Here is a 23,363-nt window from a genome sequence, read left to right on the forward strand (position 1 = left end):
GGTGTCTCGTCCAGCTGACCGCACATGAAGGGAGCCGGCTCCTCACGGGGCCGGCTCGTGCGCGCCGTATCCGCTCCACATCCATCAGGATCACGGCGTCGGCCGGCGAACTCCCCGTGATCCGCAGCACGGCTGCCCCTGTCGGCCGAAGTGGACCGCGTCCTCACCGTGGAACGACGGTGGAGCCGCCCCCGGGCCCACCGCGCGGGGACGGCGGAGCGGCCAGCCATCGGGCGGTCTCGACCCAGCTGTCGGGTCGGCCCGCGTCCACCAGCGCCGCGAACCGCTCGGGGCGGGCGAGCAATCGCCGGTCCTGTGGGTGCAGCGCGGTGTGCGCGAGCAGCCAGCCCGCCAGCGCGTGCCGGTCGAAGGGGCCGGGGCCGCACAGCTGTACGGCGTACCTCGCGAGCGCCGCATCGGCTTCACCCGCGACCAGCAACTCGTCGGCTGTCGGCGCGGGACCGGGCCTGGTTTCACGCAGCATGTAGAGTCGGCCGCGGTTGTCCTGCCAGTACCCACCGCTCGAGGGCGGGGTGACCACCGGTGCACCACCCGGCGTCGGGTCGGCACCCGAGCGCAGTGCCTTGATGAGCGTGTCCCGCTCGTCCTCGCCGCAGCGCAGGTTACGCAGGCGCCATTCCACCCGGTGGCTGACCGCCGAGGCTCGCGCCCGGGCTTCGGTCGCCGGCTCCACCTCGTCCCTCAGCCAGCCGTCGACGGTCTCGGACAGCCGAGTGACGAGCCGTCGCCCGGGTACGGTGAGCTGCGCCCGCGTGGCCAGCGTGCGGAGCACCACGCGGGTCTGGAGCCGACGCAGCGCGAAGAGGAACGGCGCCCGTCCGTCCGGGTCGGCGGCGGTGTCACCGATCCGCTCCCGCCAGAATCCGGTGACGCCGACGAAGGCGTACGCACCGTGGAGAAGGCCGGTCAGGTGGCGTGGATCGGCGCGCCACGGCGCGTAGTAGAGCGCGGACCGGTCGTCGTCGAGCAGGGGGAAGAGATGGAGCAGCGCGCCCAGTTTGCTGTGCTGGAACTCATGGACGAGGGTTTCCGCGAGGGCGAGCCCGTCGTGGGGGCGCGCGATCACCATGGAGGCGAAGGCGTCGCCGGTTGAGGCGCTCAGCCCGGCGGGCGGCACCGGGAGGTCATCTCCACCGTCCTTGGCGCGCCAGGGCACAATCCGGCTGATCTCCTCGGGCCGCAGACCGCCGGGGCCCGTGCCGCCCCGGCGCAGAAGGGACACGGCGTCGTCGAACAGGCCCCGCCAGGCGCGGAGTTCTTCGGGGGCGAGACGGCCGGGGGCGATCGGTTCGTCCAGGTCGCGGTACGGATCGAGGTCGTCCAGCTGCACGGCACGCGCTCCGAGCCCGACGGTCAGCCTGTGCACCGGCAGCCAGTGTGCCGATTCCGGCTCGGTGACGGGGCGTACGACGACCTCAGGCCCGGAGGCGCCGCGGAGCGTGAGTGTCCCGCCTGACACCACGGCTCGTACCGCGTGGAAATCCTCGCTCTCCGGGCCCGGCAGCCGGATCATCCCCAGCGCGGGCAGGCTGACGGTCGCGCCCCGGGCGGGCAGGAGCAACGCGGCGTCCGTACCCGCGTGTACGGCCGCCGTCGCGGCCACGGCCGCGATCTGTCCGGCGTCGGCCCACAGCGGCGGACCGGATGCCGTTCCGTGCAGCCTGCGCAGGGTGTGAGCGAGCCAGCTGCCGACCTGCGGGGTCAGCAGCAGTGCCTCGACCGGCTCCGGCGCCTGCGTGGCGGCGGCCTCCAGCGTGGGCCAGACCGCGCCGGCGTCCAGCGGGCCGAGGACGCCGGGATCCGATTCGAACAGATCGAGGAGCTCACGCAACAGCAGGAGACGGCGGGTGCGTTCCCCGCGGACCAGGAATGCGACAGCCTCGCGCGAGCCGCCACCTGCGGCGAGCTCGTCGAACAACCGGCCGGGCATACGGATCGGGGCGTACACATCGCTCCTGTCGTGGACTGATTCTCCTGGCCCTGGTAGCTATTCGGCCCGACCTGGTTCGGGGTTGCCCATGGCGTTGACGCGAGCACGCCGTAGCTCTTCAAGCAGCCGCGGACCCGCAGGTGGGGCAGCAAGGCGCAGCAGATCGGCGACGCGCACGGAGGCCAGATCCATGAGGTCGGACTCGAGGTGATCGGATGTGCCGTCGGCAGGTACCGGCTGGTACAAGGCGCGCTCCCCCTTCGCGAGCGGTGGCACAGGATGCCATCGTTTACTCCATCATGACGATTGAGACCTCTTCCCGAAACCCATGTGATCACGCCAGTTGATCACATTCCCGGTCCGGGTCCGGCAATGAAGTCCCGGACGGCTGCCTTCAGTTCGACAGCCCGGCCGGGTTCGTCGTCGAACAGTGTCACCGCGTCGTACAGCTCCCACAGCTGGTCCGGCTGCGCCCGGATGGTGCGTACGATCCCGATCACATCCGTACGTGGCATCGTGTGCCGCGGCATGCGCGCGACGACGGCGGCCGGCAACTCGTTGACCAGTGCCTGGCGTGCGTCACGGTCGCTCATCAGCGGATACGCCAGCAGGGACTCGATGAGCCGGGCGAGCAGCCGGCCCGGCGAGGTGGCAGCGGGTCCGGGCGCGGCCGGCGGGTCCCACGGGCTGTTCTCGGTCCGTCCCGGCCGGTGCAGGAAGAGGCTGGGTAGCTGATCGGTGTGACCCGCCGCCCTCAGAGCGTTCATCCTTGCCTGTACGGCCTCGAAGAGAGGGTCGGGATCCGGCAGCGGATCAGCGGGGAGCTCGCGAAGAACGATGTCCGAGAACACTCCGAGCCGACGCTCCGGATCGTTGGCCGCCCGTTGTCCCCGGCCGGCCGCGAACATCAGGATCTGCTCGTGCGCCTGGACCCGATGCCCGGCGGGAAGCTGCTCGCCGGGCAGTGAGTGCGGGAAGTTGTGCCGCTCGTCAAAGGTCTGACAGGCGTCGATCATCCACATCTGCCGCCCGAAGCCCGTCACCGCATCGCTTCTGAGTGTGCCGCGGGCGGATTCCACATCGATGTTGCGCCGGTCGGGCACGGTGGCGTCGGCGCAGTAGAGCCGCAGGTGTTCGTCCGTGTCCAGCACGCCGTGACCGCCCCACCACACCCACAGGGCGTCACCGCTGCCGGCAGGGATGTCGGTGACGAAGGCGCGCCTCAGCGTGTCGTGGTCGGCCGGCCGGTACGGGACTCCCGGGTCGGCGCCGGACAGCGGTGCGAGATGGAGCAGGATGTTGGTGTCTGGGACACCGAGGGCCAGCAGCCAGTCACGGAAGCGCAGTGCGTCCCGTACCGGTCCGGGAAGGTTCCAGTCCGGGCCGGCCGCGTACTGCTCGATTCCGATGACCAGGGCGACAACTCGGTCGGGTGCGACAGGTCTCCGGATCATGGCAGGCGCTCCCCGATCGCACGGTAGACGGTCGGATCGGTCCAGTAGGCGCTGTGCGCGACGGGAAAGGGCTGTCGGCTGTCGGTGGCGATGTCCTGGGCCCGGCCGGGGAAGAGTGACTCCGCCGCGTGGCCGAGCAGATCACGGCGGTCGTAGAGATTCAGCCACGGCGGGACATGGGCAGGCAGCGGATCCGGGTGGACCAGCGCGGGCAGCGCGCCCATCTCGTACAGGAAGGGACCCTGCGAACCGACGGTGACCAGCAGCTCGACGCGGGGCAGCGGGCCCGATATCAGGGTGTCGAGGGAGATGATGCCGCCGAGGCTGTGGCCGAGCAGGACCACGGGCGGCTCCTGCCGCATGACGAGATCCCGCAGCCCGTGGCGCATGTCCTCGCCCCTGGCCAGGTACTTGAGGATGTCACCGGCAGCCGGATGGGCGGCGTCGGTGAGGGCACGGCGCCGCCGCACGGCGTATCGGGAGCCGAGGCGTACGAACGGCTTACCGGCCATGCGGAGGAGTGGGCCGCGGCCGGTGCCCGCCGGAGCGGCGCCGAGGCGCCGGGCGACCTCCGCGACGGCGGCGTCCCGGGCGTCCCCGTCACCCTGCACGGGGCTGTCGGCTTCGACAGCGGCGGCGATGACGGTGGCGGTCAGCACGCGGGCCAGCACCCACGCCAACGTCTCCGGGTCCAGGGCCTCGGCAGCGGGCGGGAGCAGGGGATTTCGCGCGAGCCCGGCCGCCGCCTCCGAGAAGCCGGGCCCGAGCAGCTCGGCCCGGGGTTCACCGTGTGCGGCGAGGTCGAGGAGGAGCGCCCTGGGGCGTTCATCCGGAAAAGCCCCGCCAGGCGGTGTGACGCCTGCGCTCACACCGGCCGCGGCCGTCGCCAGTTCCGCCAGGGGGTCCCCGTAGAGCCGGGCCCACTCCTCGGCCTCGTCATCCTGCTCGTCGGGGCCTTCGACGCTCCGGCCGGTCCCGGTGCCGGGTCCCTCCGGGATGCTGACGCCGCCTGCGGCGAGCCTGGCCCCGTACTGCTCACCCCAGCGGTAGGCGACCAGGTGCGCGTCGGGCGCTGTTGTCGCAAGCCCCGAGGCGACCTGTGCCAGCAAGGTGGTGAGATGTGGTTCACGCACACCTGTGCCGTGAGTGAAGACCACTGTGGTCATGTGTCCGCCCCCGTTGCCGTGTTGCCGTCGGCCGGGCCGCTACCTCCCAGAGGTTGCGGTCCGGGCCGAGGGCTTCTTCCTCCGTCGCTCCTACAGATCAGATCGGCAGCGGTGCGATATCGCATTCGATGCGCTGGTGCAGCCTGGCCGATGTGTGCCAGGGGTGGCTTTCCCCGAGTACGCGTGAAAGCCCTTCGACTGCAGTCGAGTTGAGTCGTTCGGCCTCTGCCGACTCTCCCAGGCCGCGCTGAGCCAGTGCGAGATTGGCCGTGCCGACCAGGGTGAGCGGGTGATCGGCTCCCGCGGTGTCGATGAGCCTTGGAAGGATGGCGGCGTCGGCGGCCCTGGCCTTCGCGAAGTCCAGCCGGGCATAGTGATTGTTGGCCCGGCTCATGGACGCGGTGAGCGTACTGACATGGTTTTCGCCCAGATTGCTCTCCAGGAACTGCAACGCCTGGACGTCCAGGGCTTCGGCCTTGTCGATGTCTCCCTGGGCCCGAAGCGTGGCGGCCAGATTCACCCTGGCGAACTGGGTATTCGGGTGGTGGTCACCAAGCATCGTGCGATACGCGGACAGCGTCCGCTCACCCAGTTCTCGGGATCCCACGAGGTCGCCGTTCAGCCGTCGTTCGACCATGGCATGAGTCGCCGCGCCGAGAGCATCGGTGTTGTTCAGACCGTAGCGTGTGGTGAACCGGTCCAGCGTCTGCTCTGCCAGCGCGGCGCCGCCCTCGGTCACACCCGCCCTCCGACGGCACACGGCAAGATTGAGAGCCGCACGAATGGTGGACGCGTTGGTCTCGCCGAAGTGGTTCACATAGGCCTGGTAGTTGGACTCCTGCAGTGCATGCGCGCCGAGGTAGTCGCCCGCCTCGCGGATATCGATGGCCAGCCCGCCCAGCGTGTTGAGGGTGAGTCCGCTCGCCGGTCCGTACAGAAGCTCGCGCTGGCGCGCCGTCTCTTCGTCGATTCCCCTCGCGGTATCGAACCAACCGCCCACCCGGAGCGACACGCAGTAGTCGTGCGCCGCGCTCAGGGTGGCAGGGTCCTCGGGTCCGAACAGGTCACTCGCCCGGGTGAAGGCTTCCTTGTCCAGATCGCAGGCTGCCTGGATTTCACCCTTGTATCGCAGCGCACCCGCCATCTGCCACATGGAGTCGATGAGTTCCTCGTCCGGGATCTGCGCACCACGCGAGATCGCCAGGGCGCGCTCGTTGTGCACGACCGCCTCGTCGGGACGCCCGAGCAGTCGCAGATAAAAGCCGAGGAGCTTGGTGACCCTGATGACGTGCAGGTCCTCGTCCCCGGACTGGGCGCGCCACGCGGACCAGGCCAGTCGGGCCTGTGCCGCACCCGACTCGTGCGCACCCCAGTAGTAGAGGAAGAACACCATGTCGTAGACGAGGTCACGGACCCAGGCGTCGGAGCTCTCCACCGCTCCGGAGGCGATCACATGCGGCAGGATCGCCTGGTAGGCGGGCCATTGGTCCGGTGAGGCGGGGGCGCCGGGCTTGGCCGTCGTGAGCAGCAGGTGGGCCGCCCGCGTCATCCTGGCCTGCTCCTCGGGATCCATCCTGGCCACGATGACGTTCTGCATCAGCCGGTGCATCTGCAGGGTGGCCGTCTTGTGGTCCAGTCTCACCAGGGACAGTTTGCTGAGGTCACGCGTGGCGCGGGCGAGCAGCAGCGGGTCGCGCAGGACGGGGTCCAGCTCGGGGGTGATCTCAATGTTGCGCCCGCCCCTGAAAAGGTTGAGCGGGATGGGTTCCGGCGCCATGCACGCGCAAATTTCCAGGAGTTGGCGTGCCGCTGGGTTGTCCTGCGAGAGACGTCCCAGCGAGATGTCCCAGACCGCTGCGACCGGCAGCGGGTAGTCGGGGGACGGGTCGAGCTCGAGGATCTCGGGTCGGCGCTCCTCCAGCAGGCCGAGGTACTCGTCCACAGGCATACCGGTCGCGGCGTGCCAGGCGCCTGCCTGCTCGACCGCGAGCGGCAGGTCGCCCAGCGCGTCGGCGAGCCGGTCCGCGTCACCGGTGCTCAGGCCGCGGGCACGGCGTTGCAGCAGGGCGACGCTCTCGTCCCGGTCGAAGACGTCGACGCTCAGCGGCGTGGCGACGCGTTCCCACTCGCGGTTGCGCGAGGTGACAATAATCTTGCCGGGGCCGCCGTTGGGGAAGTAGGACCGTACCGCCTCGATGTCTTCGGCGTTGTCGAAGACCAGCAGCCAGTTGTCGAACGGTTTACCGGTGCGGAGCGCCTCGCGCACGGCCGGCACCGCGGCGTTGGCCTGCGGGCCCACCTCCAGGCCCAGGCTGCGGGCCAGATCGGCGAGAGCACCGAGGATCAGATTCTCCTGCTCCGCCGGGATCCACCAGATGACGTTGAACTCGCCGCTGTGGCGGTAGACGTACTCCACGGCGATCTGCGACTTCCCGACACCGCCCATGCCGTGCAGCGCGTGCGGGAGGACAGCCGTGGTCTCGTCTTCCCGCAACTGCCGTTCGACTGCCGCCAGAAGACTTTCCCGACCGGTGAAGTTGGGGTTCTTCGGCGGCACATTACCCATGATCTTCGGCTGGCCGGTGCGGACGAATCGTAGCTCCGGTGCTGTGACTTCCATGTTCTGGCCGGCCCTCCGGGCATCCTGGTCAACTGTTACGGGTGTCGTGGGCGACACAGATCCTCCTGGTGGAACGGCCGGATGCGACCGGAGAGCGGGGGCATTCTCATTCACATCAAATGCCTCTTTATCATCTCTGGTCGCCTCCGCTGCCGAGACCGCGCCGCCGTGCAGCAGCTGGCCGTTCAGACGCGCTGCCCGGCGCCGGTAGGGGGTACCCCCCAGTGCCCGCAGGACGGCCAGTTCGATGCGCAGCCACGCCGGACCGCCCTCGCGGTCCGGCAGCGCCGCCTGCGCCGGGTCCTGCAGGGCCGCCCGGAGCCGGATGCCCTGCGCCCGGCCGGCCCGCGACTCCGCCAGCAGGCCTACGGCTCGGGCGAGTTGGGTGCGGCTGCTCGTTGCCAGCAGCGCTTCGCGTACGCCGTCGGCGAAGTCGGGCCCACCTTCGCCGTCCCGTTGCCAGTCGATGAGGCCGCCCATCATGATCTCGGCCAGATGGTGGGGGCCGGACTCGGGAAAGGCCCGGTCGCGCAGCTCCTCGATGATGTCGAAGCGCATCGGCGCCACGGCCAGCAGCACGGCCAGCTGGCGGGCGAGCGGACTGGCCAACGCGACGAATCTCCGTACCGCGTCCGCCGCCGCGCGGGGGCCGTCGATCCTGGGGGTCCGCAGACCGGGTGCGGACACGCCCTTGGCCATGGCTCCGGCCAGGACCACCGGCAGCGCTCGTCGTGTGCCGCGTTCGCCGGTGACGAGATCGGCCCAGGCCCGGAACGAACCAGGGCGGAGGCTGAGGACGGGTACGGCGACGGATCCGTCACCCGCATCGGGCAGGGCGTGGGCATGCTCGGGTACGCCGTGCGCGGGATGGCACAGGAAGTGCCGGTTGAGGGCGCCGAATCCCGCTGCGTCCAGCCGGGCCCGGAAGGGGTAGACCGAGGATCGGTGGCGCAGATACGGAGGCAGCAGATGGACGAGTGCCGTGGGGCCGGCCGCCGAGAGCCTTCCCAGCAGTTCGTCGGCCCCGCGCTCCGCCCAGCTGGGCGCCAGCCCGTCGGTGACGACGAGGAAGAGCCGTGACCCGCGGCCGTCGAGCAGCTCCGCGGGGTCGGCCTGCCGGTTGCCCGGCCAGCGCAGGACCGGCGCCGCTCCGCCGGGCAGCGAGACATCGGCCGTACGGACGTCCCGGAACGCGCCGCTGCGCACCGCCTCATCGGCCAGCTGGCTCACGGTGCTGCCCCATACGGGCATGGTGGGCGCGCTGTCCACGAGCAGCATCAGATCGAAGGCGCGCTCCTGGACCGGTTCGAGGTAGGGGATCCACAATCCGTCGATCAGGCCGTTCTCGGCGGTGCGTGCCTCGTCGAGACGGTTCAGGTGGCGCGAAGGGACGCGCCGGCCGAGCTCGCGCAGGGCCTTGGCCAGGCGCAGCGGCACCACGCGCCGTGCAGGACGCACCGCCCTCGGGAGCACGGCCTCCGGCAGACTGCCCCGGGCCTCCTCGATCGTGCGCAGCACGAGATCTCGGGCGTCCACGCCTGTCATGCCCCCGGCGGGCACGGCTTCCGGCGACCCCTGTTCCGAAGGAGGAGCCGCGACATCGGGGAGGGTCGGCTCGTCGTCGGATAAGAGCGCCGGGGTGCTGTCCGTCTCCCCGTGGGAGGACCGGCCCGCCCGACGCCATGCCGCCGCCAGCCAGAGACCGTCGCCGAGGTCCCGCCAGCTCGCGTCGCCGTCCGTGTCATGGGTGACGGTGCCACTCGACGTGGCCGTCGAGTCCGGGGCGCGTTCCCGTGGCGAGCCGTTCATCAGCGGCCTTTCGAGAGGTCGCGGAGAAGCATCTCGATGAGTTTACGCCCGTCGCTGTCGGCCCGGAGTCCGTGAGCCGTGGTGAGTTGCACGGCGTTCAGCAGCTGATCGACCGACTGCGTGCCGCCGCCGTCCAGGCGCCGTACGAAGTCGTCCACGAGTGCCTCTATCCCTTCGGGCCGTTGGTGCAGATGGCTGACGACGATGGAGACGAGCTGCTCGCGGCTGGGCGGGCGCATCTCCAGGGGCAGACAGCGTCGACGGAAGGCGGCCGGGAATTCGCGTTCACCGTTGCTCGTGATCACGACGACGGGGAACTCCGCGCACTCGACCCGGCCGGACTCGATGACGGCCCGGCTGTGGGGGTCGTCGGTGAAGACGGATACGTCCGCCGCACCGGCCCGCACCAGTTCCGGGATCTCGTAACTGCCGTTCTCCAGCACATGGAGCAGGTCGTTGGGCAGGTCGATATCGCTCTTGTCGAGCTCGTCGACGAGCAGGACGCGGGGACGTGCGTACGCGAGGAGAGCTGTTCCCAGCGGGCCGAGGGTCAGGAAGTCCCCGAGAGCTGGGGCACTGCCCGGGGCGTCCGCCCCTGCGTTCCCTCCGGCACGCCAGGCCGCGATGGCCTGCGCCCGCCCGATGGCGTCGTACTCGTACAGACCACCGCGCAGAGTCGTGCGGCTCACGATGCTCCAGGGCAGCACTCGGCCGAGCCCCAGTTCCCGCGCGACCAGATAGGCGAGGGTCGACTTGCCGACCCCGGGTGGGCCGGTGACCAGCAACGGGCGGCGCAGCAGGAGCGCGGCGTTGACCGCGTCGATCTCCTCGCCGCGTAATTGGGGGCCCTCCTGCACGATACCGAGGCGGCGCAGCGCGGACTGTGCGTCGTCGGGCGGAGCCTGCTGCAGAGGACTTCCGGAGAACACTCTCCAGGGCGGCGGCGACGGAAGCCCCGGCAGCTCCCCTGCGGGGGCCTGTCCCGTTGCGTGGAACACCCTCCAGGAGGGGGGCGTGACAGGCCGCGATGCCGAGTCCTGCTCGGTCATGCCGTCAACTCCTCACAGTCGACCAAGCGGTTGGGGTCGTCCCAGAAAAACGCAAGATGTCTTCCCACGAACAAGGAGCCGCGACCCATTCCCTCGGCTTCTTTACGTAACTGACTTACTTTCGCCGGTAGTTGCGAAGGGGTGTGGGCGAGCAGCAAGGTCAGCACCTCGCCCGCCAGGTCGGGGCTGTCCGGTCTGCGGTCCCAGGCTGCAAGGCCCACTCCCTCGGTGATTGCGGCGATGAGTGCTTCCAGACCGCGGCCGGGCAGTGCGGGAACATCGAGTATGACCGCGGTCAGACGTGGCTCCGATGCCAGCGTCGCACGCCAGCGGTCGAGTTGCCCGCTCTCCTCGCCGTGCCAGCGGTACGCCTCGGCTACACCGGTCTTTTTGAGCCGACGCCAACGGGCCCGCCACCGCCTCAGCTGCCCGGGGTCACGGGTTCTCATGCGCTCGAGGCTCCGCAGGTGAATATGGTAGCGAAGACCGATCGGCAGCGGGTCACGAGTCCGTGTACCCAGTTCGAGCCGGGCCATGTCGTGATTGAGGAACTGGAACGGTAGTACGAACTCGACCTGCACGGGCGCGTCGTTCTCGGTCTCCGCCACATCCTCCCAGCGCGCCTCACCGCGGCTGATGGCACGCTCTACCGCTGTCGCCAGGGTGTCGGTGGTCGCGCGTTCCACGTCTCCGGCGACCGGCTCCCAGTAGCCCGGCGCCGCATTGACCCAATGCCGTACGTAGATATCGGCCGAACCGTCATCGGCGGGCTCCACCATCACGACGAGACAACGTGGCACTTCGGGGTCGGTCCTCGGCAGAGCCGCGATCGCGCGCCTGCGGTCGTCCAGACCCCTCACGGCCTCCGGGCCGGCCTCCCGGGCCCACCGGTCCGACCACTCCCTGAGCTTCTCGCGGAGTGCCGGTTGCTGCTCGACCGCGAGGATCTCGACGAGGACGAGGGCCGGGGGTAATCCGTCGGCCTGGGTGTTGACCTCGCACAGATAGTCGAAGCGCTGGGAGGGGGACTGCCCGTAGGGAACGTCGACACCCAGCTCGTGGTTGAGGACCGCGTGCAGACGGCCGTCGTCGCTGCCCCGCACCTCGGCAAGCAGCCGCCGAATCTCCTGCACCGCGGCGTCGTCGAATTCCGGTGGCAGTTCCGGCACGGGCCCACCCGACCATCCGCTTCCCGTCAGCCGGGCCAACCGGGCCGAGTCCTCGGGACCGGCGACGACGCTCACGCCGAAGATGAGCGCATCGAGACCTCCATCGCGCTTCAGCACGTCCATGACGAGAGAGAGCATGTCGACCCGCGGATTCTTCCGCAGGTAGGTGACCTCCGCGCCGAGCTGCATCCCGACGAATGACACGAATTGAACGCACTGATCAGGATCGCGCACGCAGTCCAGCGCACATAATTCGTTGACCAGCGCCCCGATCAGATAAGCATCGGCCTCGCCCGGCCTCTGCGGCACGTATGCCACCACCGACCATCCCCCGCCGAGCCGGTACTCCCTCCACAACCGATCGCGAAGTTATCACGTCGAATCTCCAGCAACCAGATTCATTTCCGGGCCCGTTGACCTCCATTTTCGCTACAGCCCCGCTGCGTACCGCGCAACACCGGCGAACCGGCCACCCGAACGGGTCAAACACACCGCACCGATCAATCCGGAGCCGGCCCGGTGCTCGCCCGCACCGTCAACTCCGGTGCCAGAAGCTCGACTTCGTCCGTTCCGCGCCCGCCGAGCTTCGCCACGACCTGCTCGACGGCGCGCCGCCCCATCTCCTGCGCCGGTATGGCGACCGAGGTGAGACGCACCGAGGCCTGGGAGGCCACCTGCTCCGGGCAGATCGCGACCACCGACACGTCCTCGGGCACCGCCCGTCCCTGCTGCCGCAACAGATTGAGCAGAGGCTCGACGGCCGCCTCGTTCTGCACGATGAACCCGCTGGTGCCGGGCCGTTCGTCGAAGATCCGGGCCAGGGTCTGGGCCATCGCCGCGTACCCGCCCTCGCAGGACCGGTGCAGCACCCGCACCCCTGCCTCCTGCGCCTTCGCCCGCACGCCGTCCACCGTCCGCTCGGCGAACCCGGTGTGCCGCTCGTACACCGCCGCCGCCTCGCCGATCACAGCGATCTCACGGTGTCCGAGCCCGGCGAGGTGCTCCACGCAGAGCGCTCCTGTCGCCTCGAAGTCGAGGTCCACACAGGTCAGTCCGTCGGTGTCGGCGGGCAGACCGATCAGCACGGCGGCCCGGTCGGTCTCGCGCAGCAGCGGCAGCCGCTCGTCCTGCAGTTCCACGTCCATCAGGATCATGGCGTCGGCGAGCGAGCTGCCCGCGATCCGCCGCACCGCCGTCGGACCTTCCTCCCCGGTGAGGAGCAGGACGTCGTATCCGTGGGTGCGGGCGGTGGTGGCGACGGCGATGGCGATCTCCATCATCACGGGCACATACATGTCGGTGCGCAGCGGCACCATGAGCGCGATGATGTTGGACCGGCTGCTCGCGAGGGCGCGGGCCCCGGCGTTGGGGTGGTACCCGAGCTCCTGAATACTTCGCTCCACCCGCTCCCGGGTGGACATGGAGATGGACCGCTTCCCACTGAGGACATAGCTCACCGTGCTCGCGGACACTCCGGCGTGCTGGGCGACCTCGGCAAGGGTGACCATTCAGCTCTCCATCACAGGACGACAGTGGATCGAGGGGCACGGACAAGGGATCGACAGCGGATCAAGAGCAGAGGGCGAAGCGCTTCGACTGCACCCATTTCTGGCTGTGACATGCACAGCAGTGTGAGAGTAGCTCCGCTCGCAGAGCGTGTCCAGAGGTGGTGTCGAAGCGCTTCGACACGGCAATACCGGACGGGCGCCGGGGCGGGGCGCCAACCCCCACGATAGGCCGCCCGCGCCCGCGAGCACACGGGTCGGCGCAGCGCGGACACCGTTCCTAACCAGTGCGCATAAGTGAGTCCTGGACCCACCGCTGCGTACTGCGCGCATCCCGAACGGTGTTGGATGCACTGGGTTCCCGCGTTCGCTTCCCGCTCGGCGGCACGCCTCCAGGGGCGTGATCCGTTGTGGGTGGGCGGGTTCCCTCACGCCCCCGGCCACCTGGTCCGGCCTGGACGGTCCGATGCCCCGCACGATCACTCCGGTCGTGCGGGGGCGGTGCCGTCCGTCGCCGGATCGGGTACCCGAGGGCACGTCGTCCGATCGCGATACCGGCGGCATCGTGACGGGACATCGTGCGGTGGGAGGTGGCCAGCGGTTCCTGCCAGTGCTGGGCACCCCACATGGAGGTGTAGGCCGGGTCGACCGCAACGATCGCGAGCCCCTGTTCGGCGGCCATCGACACCAGCCGGGCCTTGAGCTTGGCGGTCGGGATGCCGGAGATCAGCTGCCGGAACCGCTTCTTGCGGCCGTGTTTCTCGCGGGTCTTCTCGGTGGTGAAGTCGAGGTCTTCGATGCCGATCGCGGCGACCCCGGCACGCACCGCCCAGTTGATCAACCCGGTCAGGGCGTGGCGGATCTGGGCGTCGCGGTGAGCGGCCGAACCGGACAGGTCGTAGGGGAAGCGGTGCGGGTCACCGACCGGATTGCCGTGCCGGTCCAGGCGGTAGGCGGCGAAGTGGTCGGCGTTGGTGTCGACGCCGATCACACCCTGGGTGCGGGCGGCGGCGAGCGGGACCGTCTTCACGACGGGGCGTTGCCAGGAAGCGGTGAGGTACCAGCGGCCACGGCCCACGTCGAGGTGGATGCGGTAGGCGACGGCCCGGTTCGCTTCGATACGGTCGGCCCACTCCGCGCCCCGGTGCGCGAACGCCACGGTGGCGGTGAGGGTGTACCGGCCGTGCCGGGCGTTGGCCAGGTGCGCGAGCGGGCCAGGCAGTTTGATCGACACCTCGCCGTCCGGGGTGACACGGATCGTCTCGTTCCCGAACCGCTTCCCCGACTCACCGTCAGCGGCAAGAAACCAGCGCTCCGCCTCCCACCGTTGCCGCCACCGGTCCTCGGTGAGCTGGGCCTGGGTGAGGTGGTGGCGGGTGTTGAGGAGCCGTTTACCGCCCCGCACCACCCGCACCCGTCCGGCCTGCCAGTCACGGACGGCAGCGGCGTGCCGGTCTTCCAGCATCGCGAGGCGACGGGACTTGCGGAACCACTCGCCCTTCGACCGGTAACCGCCCGCCGCGCGCTTGGTGCCCTTCTCCCCGATCGGGAGGGACAGCCGATGCCGAACCATCTTGATACCCGCGTCGAGGACACGGACGTGCGCGGCCTGGCAACGCCGGGCGAGTCCCCACTGATCGTGGGTGGCCCTCGTGATGGCCCCGGCGATCCTGGACGACGACTCCTTCGTCAGCTCCCGCTTACGCGCCGCCCACGCATCGGTGCTGTGATCCAGACCGTCCGCGCAGCGAGTCTTGAGATCACGGGAAGCGAGCGCACCCTGGTGCTCACCGACCGCGCGCAGGACTTTCTCGTCCTGGGGGGTGAGGTGCTTGAGGCGGTCCCGGATCGCCACCCCCGCAGGCCCGGACACCACGAAGGACGCCGCCAACTCCCGCACACCACCCACCACATCACCCCCCTCCCGCAAGGCCGAACACCTGCCACCCAGCCCAACGAGCAACAGCCACCAAGGTCACCCATTCGACCCCAGAACCCCCGTTCCCACCCCCCGCAAACCCACCGACAGGACTCACTCCCGCTCACCACAACTCACTTCAGCTCAGCAAACCGACAGCAGCTCACAACCCCTTTCAGGAGGCCGACGGCGTCCAGCTGCCCAGCCAGTCGGCGATCTCCTGCCCCGTGGCCTGGTCGTCCGTGAGCTGCGGCCGGTCGCTGCTCGCGGATCCGGCACCCGGTCCGGTGTTCCGGTTCCCGGCGAAGCGGTCGTCCTTCCTGTCATGGCCTGAACCGTCCCGTCCGGGTGGGGGGTGGCGCTCAGGCAGTAGTTGCCGCCGGGCTGCGACATGGTTGCCGTGCTTCCGGAAGTCTGCGCGGGTGCTGATTCACGTCGTGCCCGGCGCCGGTCGAATCGCCTGTCGCGCGGAGTGAGCTCCGCGCGCGGACCGGTCGCCCAGAGCGGCACATGGAGGGCGCCGGCCGTCCTGGGGTGAGTACGCCGGTTCCAGAAGGAGAGCCACGCGACCCCGAGGACCTCTCCCCCATCTCCCCGTACCTGACCGGGAACATCGGCTGCCGCGTCATGACCGCCGGTTCGGTCCGGGTTCCGCATGGCATGACGGACCAGTGGTCCCCGGACCCGTCGCCCCGAAAAGCGCTCGGGAAGCCCATCACCCCAGCCTCGCCGACCGGCCGCCGGCAGGGGGAAATACGTACCGCCGCGCCCGGCTGACCGGGCGCGGCGGGTGTGGGCGGTGCGGCGGAGAAGAACGGTCAGAAGGTGAGGCTCCAGCTGTCGAGGTAGCCGGGGTCGACGGTGAAGATGCCGGGGGTGTCGTCCTGGACCCGGAGCTTCCAGGTGCCGTTGGCGGGGACCGCCGACGCGTCGACCGTGTAGGTGGTGTGCAGCTCGCCCTCGCCGGTGTCCCAGTACCAGTTCTTGACCGGGATCTCCGTGCCGTTCTCGCTGACCAGGCTGATCACCTGACCGCCGACCCACGGGTGGTAGAGGTCGATCGTGACCTTGAGGTCACTGGGGGCGTTGCCCTTGCGGCCGCTGACGATGAGCGCTGACTCGATGGACTTCCAGTTGGGGATGTCGAACCGGGCGGGGTTGACGAAGAAGTCACCGCCGGAGGCAAGGACGGTCCACACGAATCGCACCGTGCGCTTGACCGTCGGAGAGTTCTTGATGGTGACGGCCGCCGCGAAGTCGCCGGCCTTCCTCGGAGTGCCGGTGATCAGGCCCGTTTCGGCGTTGATGGAAAGGCCCTGGGGCAGCCCTTCCGCGGAGTACGTGAGGCGGCCCGGCCGGGAGCTCGTCGCCTCGATCCGGCGGCTGGTCGGTTGGCCGACGGCCGACTTCCGCGTGGAGGGGGCGATCACGGCGATGTGGTTCACATAGCGGGCGCCGACGTTGACGGCCGCCCAGGCGTTGCCGACGGCCTCGTAGGCGTCGCTGGTTTGGCCGAACAGGTCGGCGGCGGCCTGGAGGGTGGCGGTCCGGGCGCCCGCGTAGTCGGTGGTGCTCGTCATGTAGAGCGTCAGCGCCCGGTACCAGACGGCGGTCGCGTCGCGCCGGCCGAGACCGACGACCGGCAGGCCGTCGTACGTGGGGCTGTCGTAGGCGATGCCGTTGATGGTCTTCTTCCCGCTGCCCTCGGCGAGCAGGTAGAAGAAGTGGTTGGCCACGCCGGAGCTGAGGTGCGGGTCGAGCTTCCTCGATTCGGGCGTCCAGTAGTCCTGCGAGGTGCCCTTGACGGAGGCGTCCTTGGAAGGCTGGTCCATGTAGCGCAGCGGCTTGCCGGTGCCGCGGACGTCGGCGAGCTCGCCGATCATGTAGTCGGGCACGTCGGAGGGGTTGTCGGCGAAGAACTCCACGGAGGTGCCCATGATGTCGCTGGTGGCCTCGTTCAGGCCGCCGGACTCACCGGAGTAGGTCAGATTCGCGGTGGCGTAGGTGACGCCGTGAGTCATCTCGTGGGCGGCGATGTCGAGTTCGGTGAGCGGCTTGGCGTTGTTCAGGCCGTCGCCGTAGGTCATGCAGAAACAGCCGTCGTTCCAGAAGGCGTTGGCGTATGCGTCACTGTAGTGGACCCGGGAGGCGGCCCCGACACCGTTGTCGGCGATGCCGTTGCGGCCGAACCGGTCGTGGTAGAAGTCCCAGGTCTGCCGCTGGCCGTAGGCGGCGTCCACGGCCGCGGTCTGGCGGTCGGCCGTCGTTCCGTCGCCCCAGACATCGTTGTCGTCGGTGACGAGAGCGCCGTTGCCGCTGACGCCGGTCAGGTCGTACGTCTTGTGGCCGCCGCGCTCGGGGCCGGTCAGCTCGTAGAGGCTGCCGTTGTGCACGGTGCCGATCTCCACCTGGCCGCTGTACTGGCTGTGGCCGGTGCCGGTGCGGATCTGCTCGACACTCTGGAGCTGCTTGCCGGTCGTGGCGTCGGTCACCACGCTCAGACTGCTCGGGGTGCCGTCCTCCTGGACGCCGCTGACGACGGACTGCCAGGCGAGCGTGGGCTTCTCGTCCCCGAGCCAGACGACCAGCTTCGATGAACCGTTCGGGGTCGCGTCCCGGGTCTTCTCGTTCTTCGCGGCGGCCAGGGCGGACTTCCTCGCCGTCGCGGCCGTGACGGCGGCCTCGGTCGTCGGCACCGACACCTTGGCGTCCGAGGCCTTGGTGACGGTACGAGCCGCGCCCTGCTCGTGGACCACCAGGTCGCCGCCGATGACGGGCAGGCCGGCGTAGGTGCGCTCGTAGCGGGTGTGCACGGTGCCGTCGGCGTCCTTGACGACATCCTTGGGTATCAGCTCCTCCCGATCGCCCAGCTTCAGTGAACGGGCCGTGATGGCACGAGCGTCGGTCGCGGCCTCGAGCAGCTTCCTGCGCTGCGTGGGGGACAGCGCGACGGCCCTGGCACCGGGTCGGGGCTCCGCCGATATCTGCCGTGGTGCTTGATCCGTACCGACCGGGGCGGAGACGGTGCCCGAGGCGGGGAGGGCCGAAACGATGAGCGCGGCCACAGCGACGGCCGCAGTTGCCGCGACGCGCCCGTATGTGGAGGTTCCACGAGGGGAGGAATGGGGTTCCTGAGGCGATGTGGCCCTGTTGTTACGGAGGTTGTTCGGCATTGCTGTATCTCCTTCTGTCCGGACGTGTGGTGACGGCCGGCGGGGGTGGGGAACCAGAGGCTGGAAGTGCCTCCGACGTGACGGTGTGCGATGCGACGCGGGTGTGGGTCGTCGCGCTCGCACCGGCAGTGATCGGGACGGAATTTGCCACCGCCCTCTGCGAGGGCAGCGAAAGATGGGGCCGCGGCCGGCTATCGGCTGAAGCGGCTCGCGCTGCCCCAGGACATCGTCGGCGCTGTCGGCCTTCCTGTTGTCGGACAAGGCGGTGTGCGAGCGCTTGGCCATGCGGCGAAGACATGGACCTTTGGGGCGCTGCGGCACCAACTCACTTGTTCCGACGAAAGGTCGGACGATCGAAGTCGGGGGCGGCCACCGGCGGGGGTCCGGCGGTCGCCGTAGGTGGTGCGGCTCAGCCGCAGTTCCCGGCGGGGCGGGACCGTGTCACCAGATCGGTGTCGCTGGTCGTGCCGTCGATCCGGACGACCTTTCGGCCGGTGCCCGCGGAGGCGTACGGAGGACCGGAAGACCGGCGTTGGCGTCGGCATGTGTCCCGGTGATCGTGCCGGGCACCACCTCGGCGACGGGCGTCGCGTCGGGTGCGGCCGCCCGGGCCGGTGTCACCGCCGCAAGCAGGCCGGCGGCGCCGAACACGGCGACGAGCCCGGAGGTCCGCCTCCCGCGCATCGGTGCGGGGTTGAGCTGTGGCATGAATGTCTCCCACGTGCCGACATGTCTCGACTGGGTCCCGAGTGACCGAACAGGGCTTCGACGCACCGTCGCGTCGGCGGCTTGTGATCACCCTGTCCGGCGCGCGATCCGTCGGGCAAGGAGGTCCGGACGGCGGGTTCGCGCAACTGCGCAGATGAGAACAGGAACAGCCAGGACGGAACGGGTGCGCCCAGGCCGTACGGGGATGTAACGAGCGCGTGATCCCTCCGGCCGACACCGCCGCGTACGATCGGCCTCGGCACACCGAAAAGGGGGACAGCTGTGGCGGTGTCATCGGATGTGCCGTGGGCCGGGACCGGTCTGGGCGTCTTGGCCGGCCGGGTACTCGAATGCCTGGTCACGCGGCCGGAGCTGAGCAGCGAGGCGGTCGCCGAAGCGCTCGGGGCCACCCCGGCAGCCGCCGAACGCGCCCTACAGGCACTGGAGAACGAACACCTGGTCATCCGCGTCGGTGACCGGCCCACGCGCTGGAGCGCGGGCCCGCCCCGCTCCACCCTCGGTTCGCTGCTGGCCCAGAGGCGGCAGGAACTGGCGCGGGCGGAGCTGTACATGGAGCGGTTGCACGAGGCATACCGCTCGGCGTCGCACCGTCGGGTCACTTCCGACCTGTTCGAGGTGGTGGAGAGCGCCGAGCAGGTGGGGGTGCGTTACGCGCAGCTGCTCGCGTCCAGTCGGCACGAGGTGCTCCACCTCGCCAAACCTCCGTACGTCACCCGGTCCGCGGTGCTTGACCGCACCTCGGTGCCGACTGACCCCGCAACTGTTTCGGACGCGCGGCCGACCCTCGAGGTGCCGGTGCCCGACGGAGTACGGCTCCGGTCGGTGTACGACACCGACGGGATGACGGACACCGTTTCGCTGCGCACCGCCCTGAGCGGCACAGCCCGGGGCGGGGAACTGCGGCTGCTGGCCGGGCTCCCGATGAAACTGGTGGTGTTCGATGCGACGGTCGGCATCATGCCGCTGCGGCAGGAGGATCCGTCCGCGGGTTCACTCATCGTGCACTCGGCCACGCTTCTCGACGTGCTCACCGCGCTCTTCGAAAGCGTCTGGGAACGGGCGACCCCGGTGTCGCTGGACAACGTCCCCGGTCGGCCGGCGATCACTGCGGCAGAACCGGACGGCCAGCCTCCGGGACGGATGCGCGACATCCTCTCCCTGATGTGCGCAGGTCTGACGGACGACGCGATCGCCCGGGTCCTGGGGCTGAGCCGACGAACGATCCAGAAGCACATCAGCGAGACCGCCGAACTCCTCGGCGCGCGGACCCGCTTCCAGATCGCGCTGCTGGCACGCGAACGAGGCTGGCTCGGGGACGCCTCGGGCGTGCTGGCGACCCCCGCCGAACGAACGGCCGGGTGACCGGCCTGAGGTCCCGGCGTGTTCAGCGCCGAATCGAACACTTCTCCCGTCAATGCATCACACACGCACGCACCCGCCCCGTGGCCCAACCGGCGGACGGTCGGGCCACCCGCCGTACAAGGCGCGCGGCTACAAGCCGTACGCGACGCCCCCACGAGCCTGCCGCGAACCGGGCGCATCGGTGGCGCACAGCGCCCCGCTCTCGAAGCCGACGTTCACCAGCCCCACCGCCGCGTCGCCCTGGTGCTCGATCCGCAGGGCGTGCCAGCGCGGCAGCCAGAACACCCGTCCGCGGTGCTCGGTGAGCAGCTCCCGGAGCACGTGCGGAGCGTGCATCCACACATCGGGCAGCTCCTCGGCGTAGTCGAACGCGGGGCGCAGCCCGACCCACCCGTCGTCACGGACATCGTCCGAGGTCAGCAGGAGTTCCACGGCCTGGCCCGGCTCCTGGCTGCACTTCTTGGCGTGGATCCAGTGCAGATGATGACCGGGGCTGTACCGGGAGCATCCATCGGTACGGAAGAGATCGGGGAGCATGGTGAGGAATCGCCTTCCCGGGATCGTGGACCCCGGACGCTCACACCCCGGTGGTCCGCTGTTCCCCGTACGTCGTGCACGGGGCAGGTCGTCACCCGGAGCACCCGCAGCGGAGCGGGGTGCCGTCCAGCCAGCCGGGGCTGCGCACTGGAACTCATGACCTACGAGAAACCCTAACCCACTGACCGCCATGGTCGACGCATGGTCAGATATCGCTCACCACTGCCGAGTTCTGTGTGGGCCGCCCCCCGTCCCCCCGAGAGGCGGGACGACGGCGGGCGGCCCGCACTATCCCCCGTTCAGCCGTTCAGCAGCACGGGGAAGGACTCCATGTCGTTCTGTGTCATCACCGGCAGCTTGCGGAGCTCCTCGTCCGGCACGGCGAGCCTCAGCCCGGGGAAGCGGCTGAACAGTGCGGGCAGGGCGATCCCCGCCTCGACCCGGGAGAGTGCCGCGCCGGGGCAGATGTGCGGGCCGTGACCGAAGGTCATGTGGCGGATCGGTGTGGGCCGGGTGATGTCGAAGGCGTCGGCGTCCGGGCCGTGCTGTTCGACGTCGCGGCCGATGACCCGGTAGGAGATGACGACGCCCTCCCCCTTGGCGATCACCTGGTCGCCGACCTGGATGTCCTCGGTGGCGAACCGCATCAGCAGGTGGGTGGTGGGGGTGTCCCAGCGCAGCGTCTCCTCGATCACCGTGTCCCACGGAATCTCGCCGTCGAGCACCATATGCAGCTGCTCGGGGTGGGCGAGCAGGGCCCGTACGGCGTTGAGGATCAGCCCGATGGTGGTCTCGTGGCCTGCCGCCACCATGGCCTTGAGGTTGCCGACCACTTCCTCCTCGGTGAGCGGTTCTCCGCCCTCGTCGGCCAGGATGAGCGCACTGGTGAGGTCGTCCGTCGGCTCCGCTGTCTTCTTGCGGACGAGCGCCGCGTAGAAGACGTCCAGCTCGGCGAGCAGGGCAAGCCGCTCCTCGTGCGGGGTGAGCATGGAGAAGAAGGCCTTGTACCTCTTCGTCAGCATGGGGTGTTCGGCTTCGTCCACACCCATCAACATGCCGACCACCCGCATGGGCAGCGGCTGGGCGAACACGGACTTGAGGTCGACGACGCCGTCCTTGCCCTGCTCGGCCAGGGCGTCCAGCAGCTCCTCGGTGAACTTCTCGATGTCCGGGCGGATGGCCTCCAGCCGGCGTGGTGTGATCGCCTGGGAGGTCTTGGTGCGCAGCCGCCGGTGTGCCTCGCCGTCCACGGTGAACATGGACCGCCCCGCATCGATCATGCCGATCAGCGGCCAGTCATGCGTCACGGCACCGCTCTGCCAGAGCCCCCAGGCGTCGAGGTCCTTCACCAGCCTTGGGTCGACGAGTAGTTGACGTGCCTCGGCATGCCGGGTGACGGTCCAGGCAGGGACTCCGAGCAGCTCGATCCTGGCGAGCGGCCCGGCGTCGCGCAGGCGCGCCGTCTCCCCGTCCAGGTCCTGGACCATGGGGTCGATGACCACGGTCCCGCCCCCTGGGGTGGCCTCGTGGGCGGCGGCGTGAGGACAGTTCAAGAGAAGTCTCCTGTCATGCGTACGGGCGTGAACCGGACGGGCAGCGAGGTCATCCCCCGCAGGAAGGCGGACTGCCGCCGGACGAGCGACTTCGCGGGTACCGCGAGGGCGAGGTCGGGCAACCGGTCGAGGAGCACTTCGATGCCGGTCCGGGCGATGGTCTCGGCGATCTCCTGCGCGGGGAACGGGCAGCGGTACTCGCCGTAACTGAAAGCCAGGTGGGCGCTGTTGCCGCTCTGGCCGGACATTCCGTCGGCGGTGATGTGCTGCCGTACGTGCGGGTCGGAGTTGGCCGCCCCGAGGCCGAGGAGCAGCATGTCCCCGGCGCGGATGTCCCGGCCGGCGAGCCGGGTGTCGCGGGCGGCCCAGCGGCCGGCGAGGATCTGGGTCGGGCTCTCCTCCCAGAGAACCTCGTTCATCGCTTCGGCCACGCTGTGCAGGCCGCCGGCCAGGGAGTCGGCGAACTGGTCGTCGGTGAGCATCAGCCGCAGGGAGTTGCTGATCCAGTCGGCCGTGGTCAGATGTCCGGCGGCGGTGATGGCCATCAGGTCGAGGACGTATTCCTCGTCGGTGAACGGCTCGTGGTACGCCAGCATCCTGGAGGTCACGTCGTCTCCGGGCACGGCACGCTTGGCCGCGACCAGCCGCTGCATGTGCTCCCCGAACCGCATGTGTGCACTCTGCGCCTCGGGACCGCCGTCGGCGAGATCCTTCAGCACCTGCGCGATGTCCGCTCCCTCCGCGTCCGGGAAACCGACGAGCCTGGCGAGGACCAGGACGGGCAGTGGCTCGGCGAACTCGGCCACCAGATCGGCCGTGCCCCGCGTGCAGACGGAGTCGACGAGCCGGTCGGCCAACTCCTCGCAGTGACGCCGGATTTCGAACGGGTCCGCACCCTCCAGGGCGGGCCCCACCATGTCGGCGTGACGGCGGTGCTCGGCGCCCGCGGTGAAGTAGATCGACGGCATGGGACGACCGACCATCGGGAGGAGTGGCCAGTCCTCGGGAATGTGCTCCCACTGGTTCCAGAGTCCGACGTCGCGGGGGAACAACTCGCCGTCGCTGGTGACCTGGTGGAGTTCCCGGTATCCGATGACCAGCCAGGCGGGGAAACCGCCGGGCAGCTCGACGCGTACGACAGGCCCGTGGTCACGTCGCATGGTGCGGTAGAGGGCCTGGGGCTCGGTATGGAATTCGGGACCGCTGAGTGGCACGGCGGCCGATCCGTGCCGTACAGGACAGCCGCCGGTGGTGGGCGTCCCGGGGTCGGGTGCGGGCACGGCAGACGAGAGGCGCGTCATCGAACTGACTCCTGTGGCGGCGGCTTCGCGTTGCGGACCCACGATCAACGCGGCACCACTATAGGGA

The 23,363-nt window shown here is 69.7% G+C and carries 14 protein-coding genes, 1 pseudogene and 1 riboswitch; of the genes and pseudogenes, 1 reads left to right on the top strand and 14 read right to left on the bottom strand.

Annotated features, from left to right (window positions below):
- Positions 1-163 precede the first annotated feature (163 nt).
- The 11 genes and pseudogenes from OG395_RS13955 to OG395_RS14005 all read right to left on the bottom strand — a co-directional run bounded on the left by OG395_RS13955 (position 164) and on the right by OG395_RS14005 (position 18,522).
- Positions 164-1,969: an HEXXH motif domain-containing protein gene (locus OG395_RS13955; RefSeq protein WP_327243211.1), complete on the bottom strand. Its 1,806-nt coding sequence runs from the start codon at positions 1,967-1,969 to the stop codon at positions 164-166.
- Positions 1,970-2,298: 329 nt separating this feature from the next.
- Positions 2,299-3,405, bottom strand: a complete 1,107-nt coding sequence (locus tag OG395_RS13960) for an effector-associated domain 2-containing protein (protein WP_327243212.1) — start codon at positions 3,403-3,405, stop codon at positions 2,299-2,301.
- The gene (locus tag OG395_RS13965; RefSeq protein ID WP_327243213.1) at positions 3,402-4,571 is read right to left on the bottom strand and encodes a hypothetical protein; all 1,170 of its coding nucleotides are present in this window, start codon (positions 4,569-4,571) and stop codon (positions 3,402-3,404) included. Before OG395_RS13965 ends, OG395_RS13960 begins: the two co-directional genes overlap by 4 nt.
- Before the next feature lie 97 nt (positions 4,572-4,668).
- A complete protein-coding gene (gene fxsT / locus OG395_RS13970) occupies positions 4,669-9,000 on the bottom strand; it encodes an FxSxx-COOH system tetratricopeptide repeat protein (RefSeq protein WP_327243214.1) in 4,332 nt (1,443 codons plus the stop codon).
- On the bottom strand, positions 9,000-10,049 hold the full coding sequence (locus tag OG395_RS13975) for an AAA family ATPase (protein ID WP_327243215.1): 1,050 nt from the start codon (positions 10,047-10,049) through the stop codon (positions 9,000-9,002). The genes fxsT and OG395_RS13975 overlap by 1 nt, the downstream gene beginning before the upstream one ends.
- Complete coding sequence (locus OG395_RS13980; RefSeq protein WP_327243216.1) at positions 10,046-11,536, bottom strand: VMAP-C domain-containing protein; 1,491 nt, start codon at positions 11,534-11,536, stop codon at positions 10,046-10,048. Before OG395_RS13980 ends, OG395_RS13975 begins: the two co-directional genes overlap by 4 nt.
- A gap of 182 nt (positions 11,537-11,718) precedes the next feature.
- Positions 11,719-12,726 carry a LacI family DNA-binding transcriptional regulator gene (locus tag OG395_RS13985; RefSeq protein WP_327243217.1) on the bottom strand — a complete coding sequence of 336 codons (1,008 nt, stop codon included), beginning with the start codon at positions 12,724-12,726 and terminating at the stop codon, positions 11,719-11,721.
- 277 nt (positions 12,727-13,003) lie between these two features.
- The gene (locus OG395_RS13990; protein WP_327243218.1) at positions 13,004-14,653 is read right to left on the bottom strand and encodes a transposase; all 1,650 of its coding nucleotides are present in this window, start codon (positions 14,651-14,653) and stop codon (positions 13,004-13,006) included.
- Between the two features lie 163 nt (positions 14,654-14,816).
- Positions 14,817-14,990, bottom strand: a pseudogene (locus OG395_RS13995) (pectinesterase family protein); the annotation flags it as partial.
- A 469-nt stretch (positions 14,991-15,459) separates the two neighbouring features.
- Positions 15,460-17,814 (bottom strand): M4 family metallopeptidase, encoded by a 2,355-nt coding sequence (locus tag OG395_RS14000; protein ID WP_327243219.1) that lies wholly within the window; start codon positions 17,812-17,814, stop codon positions 15,460-15,462.
- A gap of 441 nt (positions 17,815-18,255) precedes the next feature.
- Positions 18,256-18,522, bottom strand: a complete 267-nt coding sequence (locus OG395_RS14005; protein ID WP_327243220.1) for a hypothetical protein — start codon at positions 18,520-18,522, stop codon at positions 18,256-18,258.
- A gap of 282 nt (positions 18,523-18,804) precedes the next feature.
- Here OG395_RS14005 and OG395_RS14010 point away from each other — a divergent pair, with 282 nt between their 5' ends.
- The gene (locus OG395_RS14010) at positions 18,805-19,905 is read left to right on the top strand and encodes a helix-turn-helix transcriptional regulator (protein ID WP_327243221.1); all 1,101 of its coding nucleotides are present in this window, start codon (positions 18,805-18,807) and stop codon (positions 19,903-19,905) included.
- Between the two features lie 129 nt (positions 19,906-20,034).
- Here the strand turns inward: OG395_RS14010 and OG395_RS14015 are convergent, their stop codons facing one another.
- From OG395_RS14015 to OG395_RS14025, 3 genes are all read right to left on the bottom strand, one after another.
- Positions 20,035-20,442 (bottom strand): hypothetical protein, encoded by a 408-nt coding sequence (locus tag OG395_RS14015; protein ID WP_327243222.1) that lies wholly within the window; start codon positions 20,440-20,442, stop codon positions 20,035-20,037.
- Between the two features lie 52 nt (positions 20,443-20,494).
- Positions 20,495-20,604: riboswitch (SAM riboswitch) on the bottom strand.
- A 137-nt stretch (positions 20,605-20,741) separates the two neighbouring features.
- Positions 20,742-21,995 (bottom strand): cytochrome P450 family protein, encoded by a 1,254-nt coding sequence (locus tag OG395_RS14020; RefSeq protein WP_327243223.1) that lies wholly within the window; start codon positions 21,993-21,995, stop codon positions 20,742-20,744.
- On the bottom strand, positions 21,992-23,296 hold the full coding sequence (locus OG395_RS14025) for a cytochrome P450 (protein ID WP_327243224.1): 1,305 nt from the start codon (positions 23,294-23,296) through the stop codon (positions 21,992-21,994). The genes OG395_RS14020 and OG395_RS14025 overlap by 4 nt, the downstream gene beginning before the upstream one ends.
- Positions 23,297-23,363 lie beyond the last annotated feature (67 nt).

This window comes from Streptomyces sp. NBC_01320 (genome assembly GCF_035974375.1).
Lineage (GTDB): Bacteria > Actinomycetota > Actinomycetes > Streptomycetales > Streptomycetaceae > Streptomyces > Streptomyces yanii.

Coding starts and splice junctions, on each gene's coding strand:
- OG395_RS13960 (WP_327243212.1), bottom strand. CDS start 3,405: ATGATCCGGAGACCTGTCGCACCCGACCGAGTTGTCGCCCTGGTCATC.
- OG395_RS13965 (WP_327243213.1), bottom strand. CDS start 4,571: ATGACCACAGTGGTCTTCACTCACGGCACAGGTGTGCGTGAACCACAT.
- fxsT (WP_327243214.1), bottom strand. CDS start 9,000: ATGAACGGCTCGCCACGGGAACGCGCCCCGGACTCGACGGCCACGTCG.
- OG395_RS13975 (WP_327243215.1), bottom strand. CDS start 10,049: ATGACCGAGCAGGACTCGGCATCGCGGCCTGTCACGCCCCCCTCCTGG.
- OG395_RS13985 (WP_327243217.1), bottom strand. CDS start 12,726: ATGGTCACCCTTGCCGAGGTCGCCCAGCACGCCGGAGTGTCCGCGAGC.
- OG395_RS14000 (WP_327243219.1), bottom strand. CDS start 17,814: ATGCCGAACAACCTCCGTAACAACAGGGCCACATCGCCTCAGGAACCC.
- OG395_RS14005 (WP_327243220.1), bottom strand. CDS start 18,522: ATGCCACAGCTCAACCCCGCACCGATGCGCGGGAGGCGGACCTCCGGG.
- OG395_RS14015 (WP_327243222.1), bottom strand. CDS start 20,442: ATGCTCCCCGATCTCTTCCGTACCGATGGATGCTCCCGGTACAGCCCC.
- OG395_RS14025 (WP_327243224.1), bottom strand. CDS start 23,296: ATGACGCGCCTCTCGTCTGCCGTGCCCGCACCCGACCCCGGGACGCCC.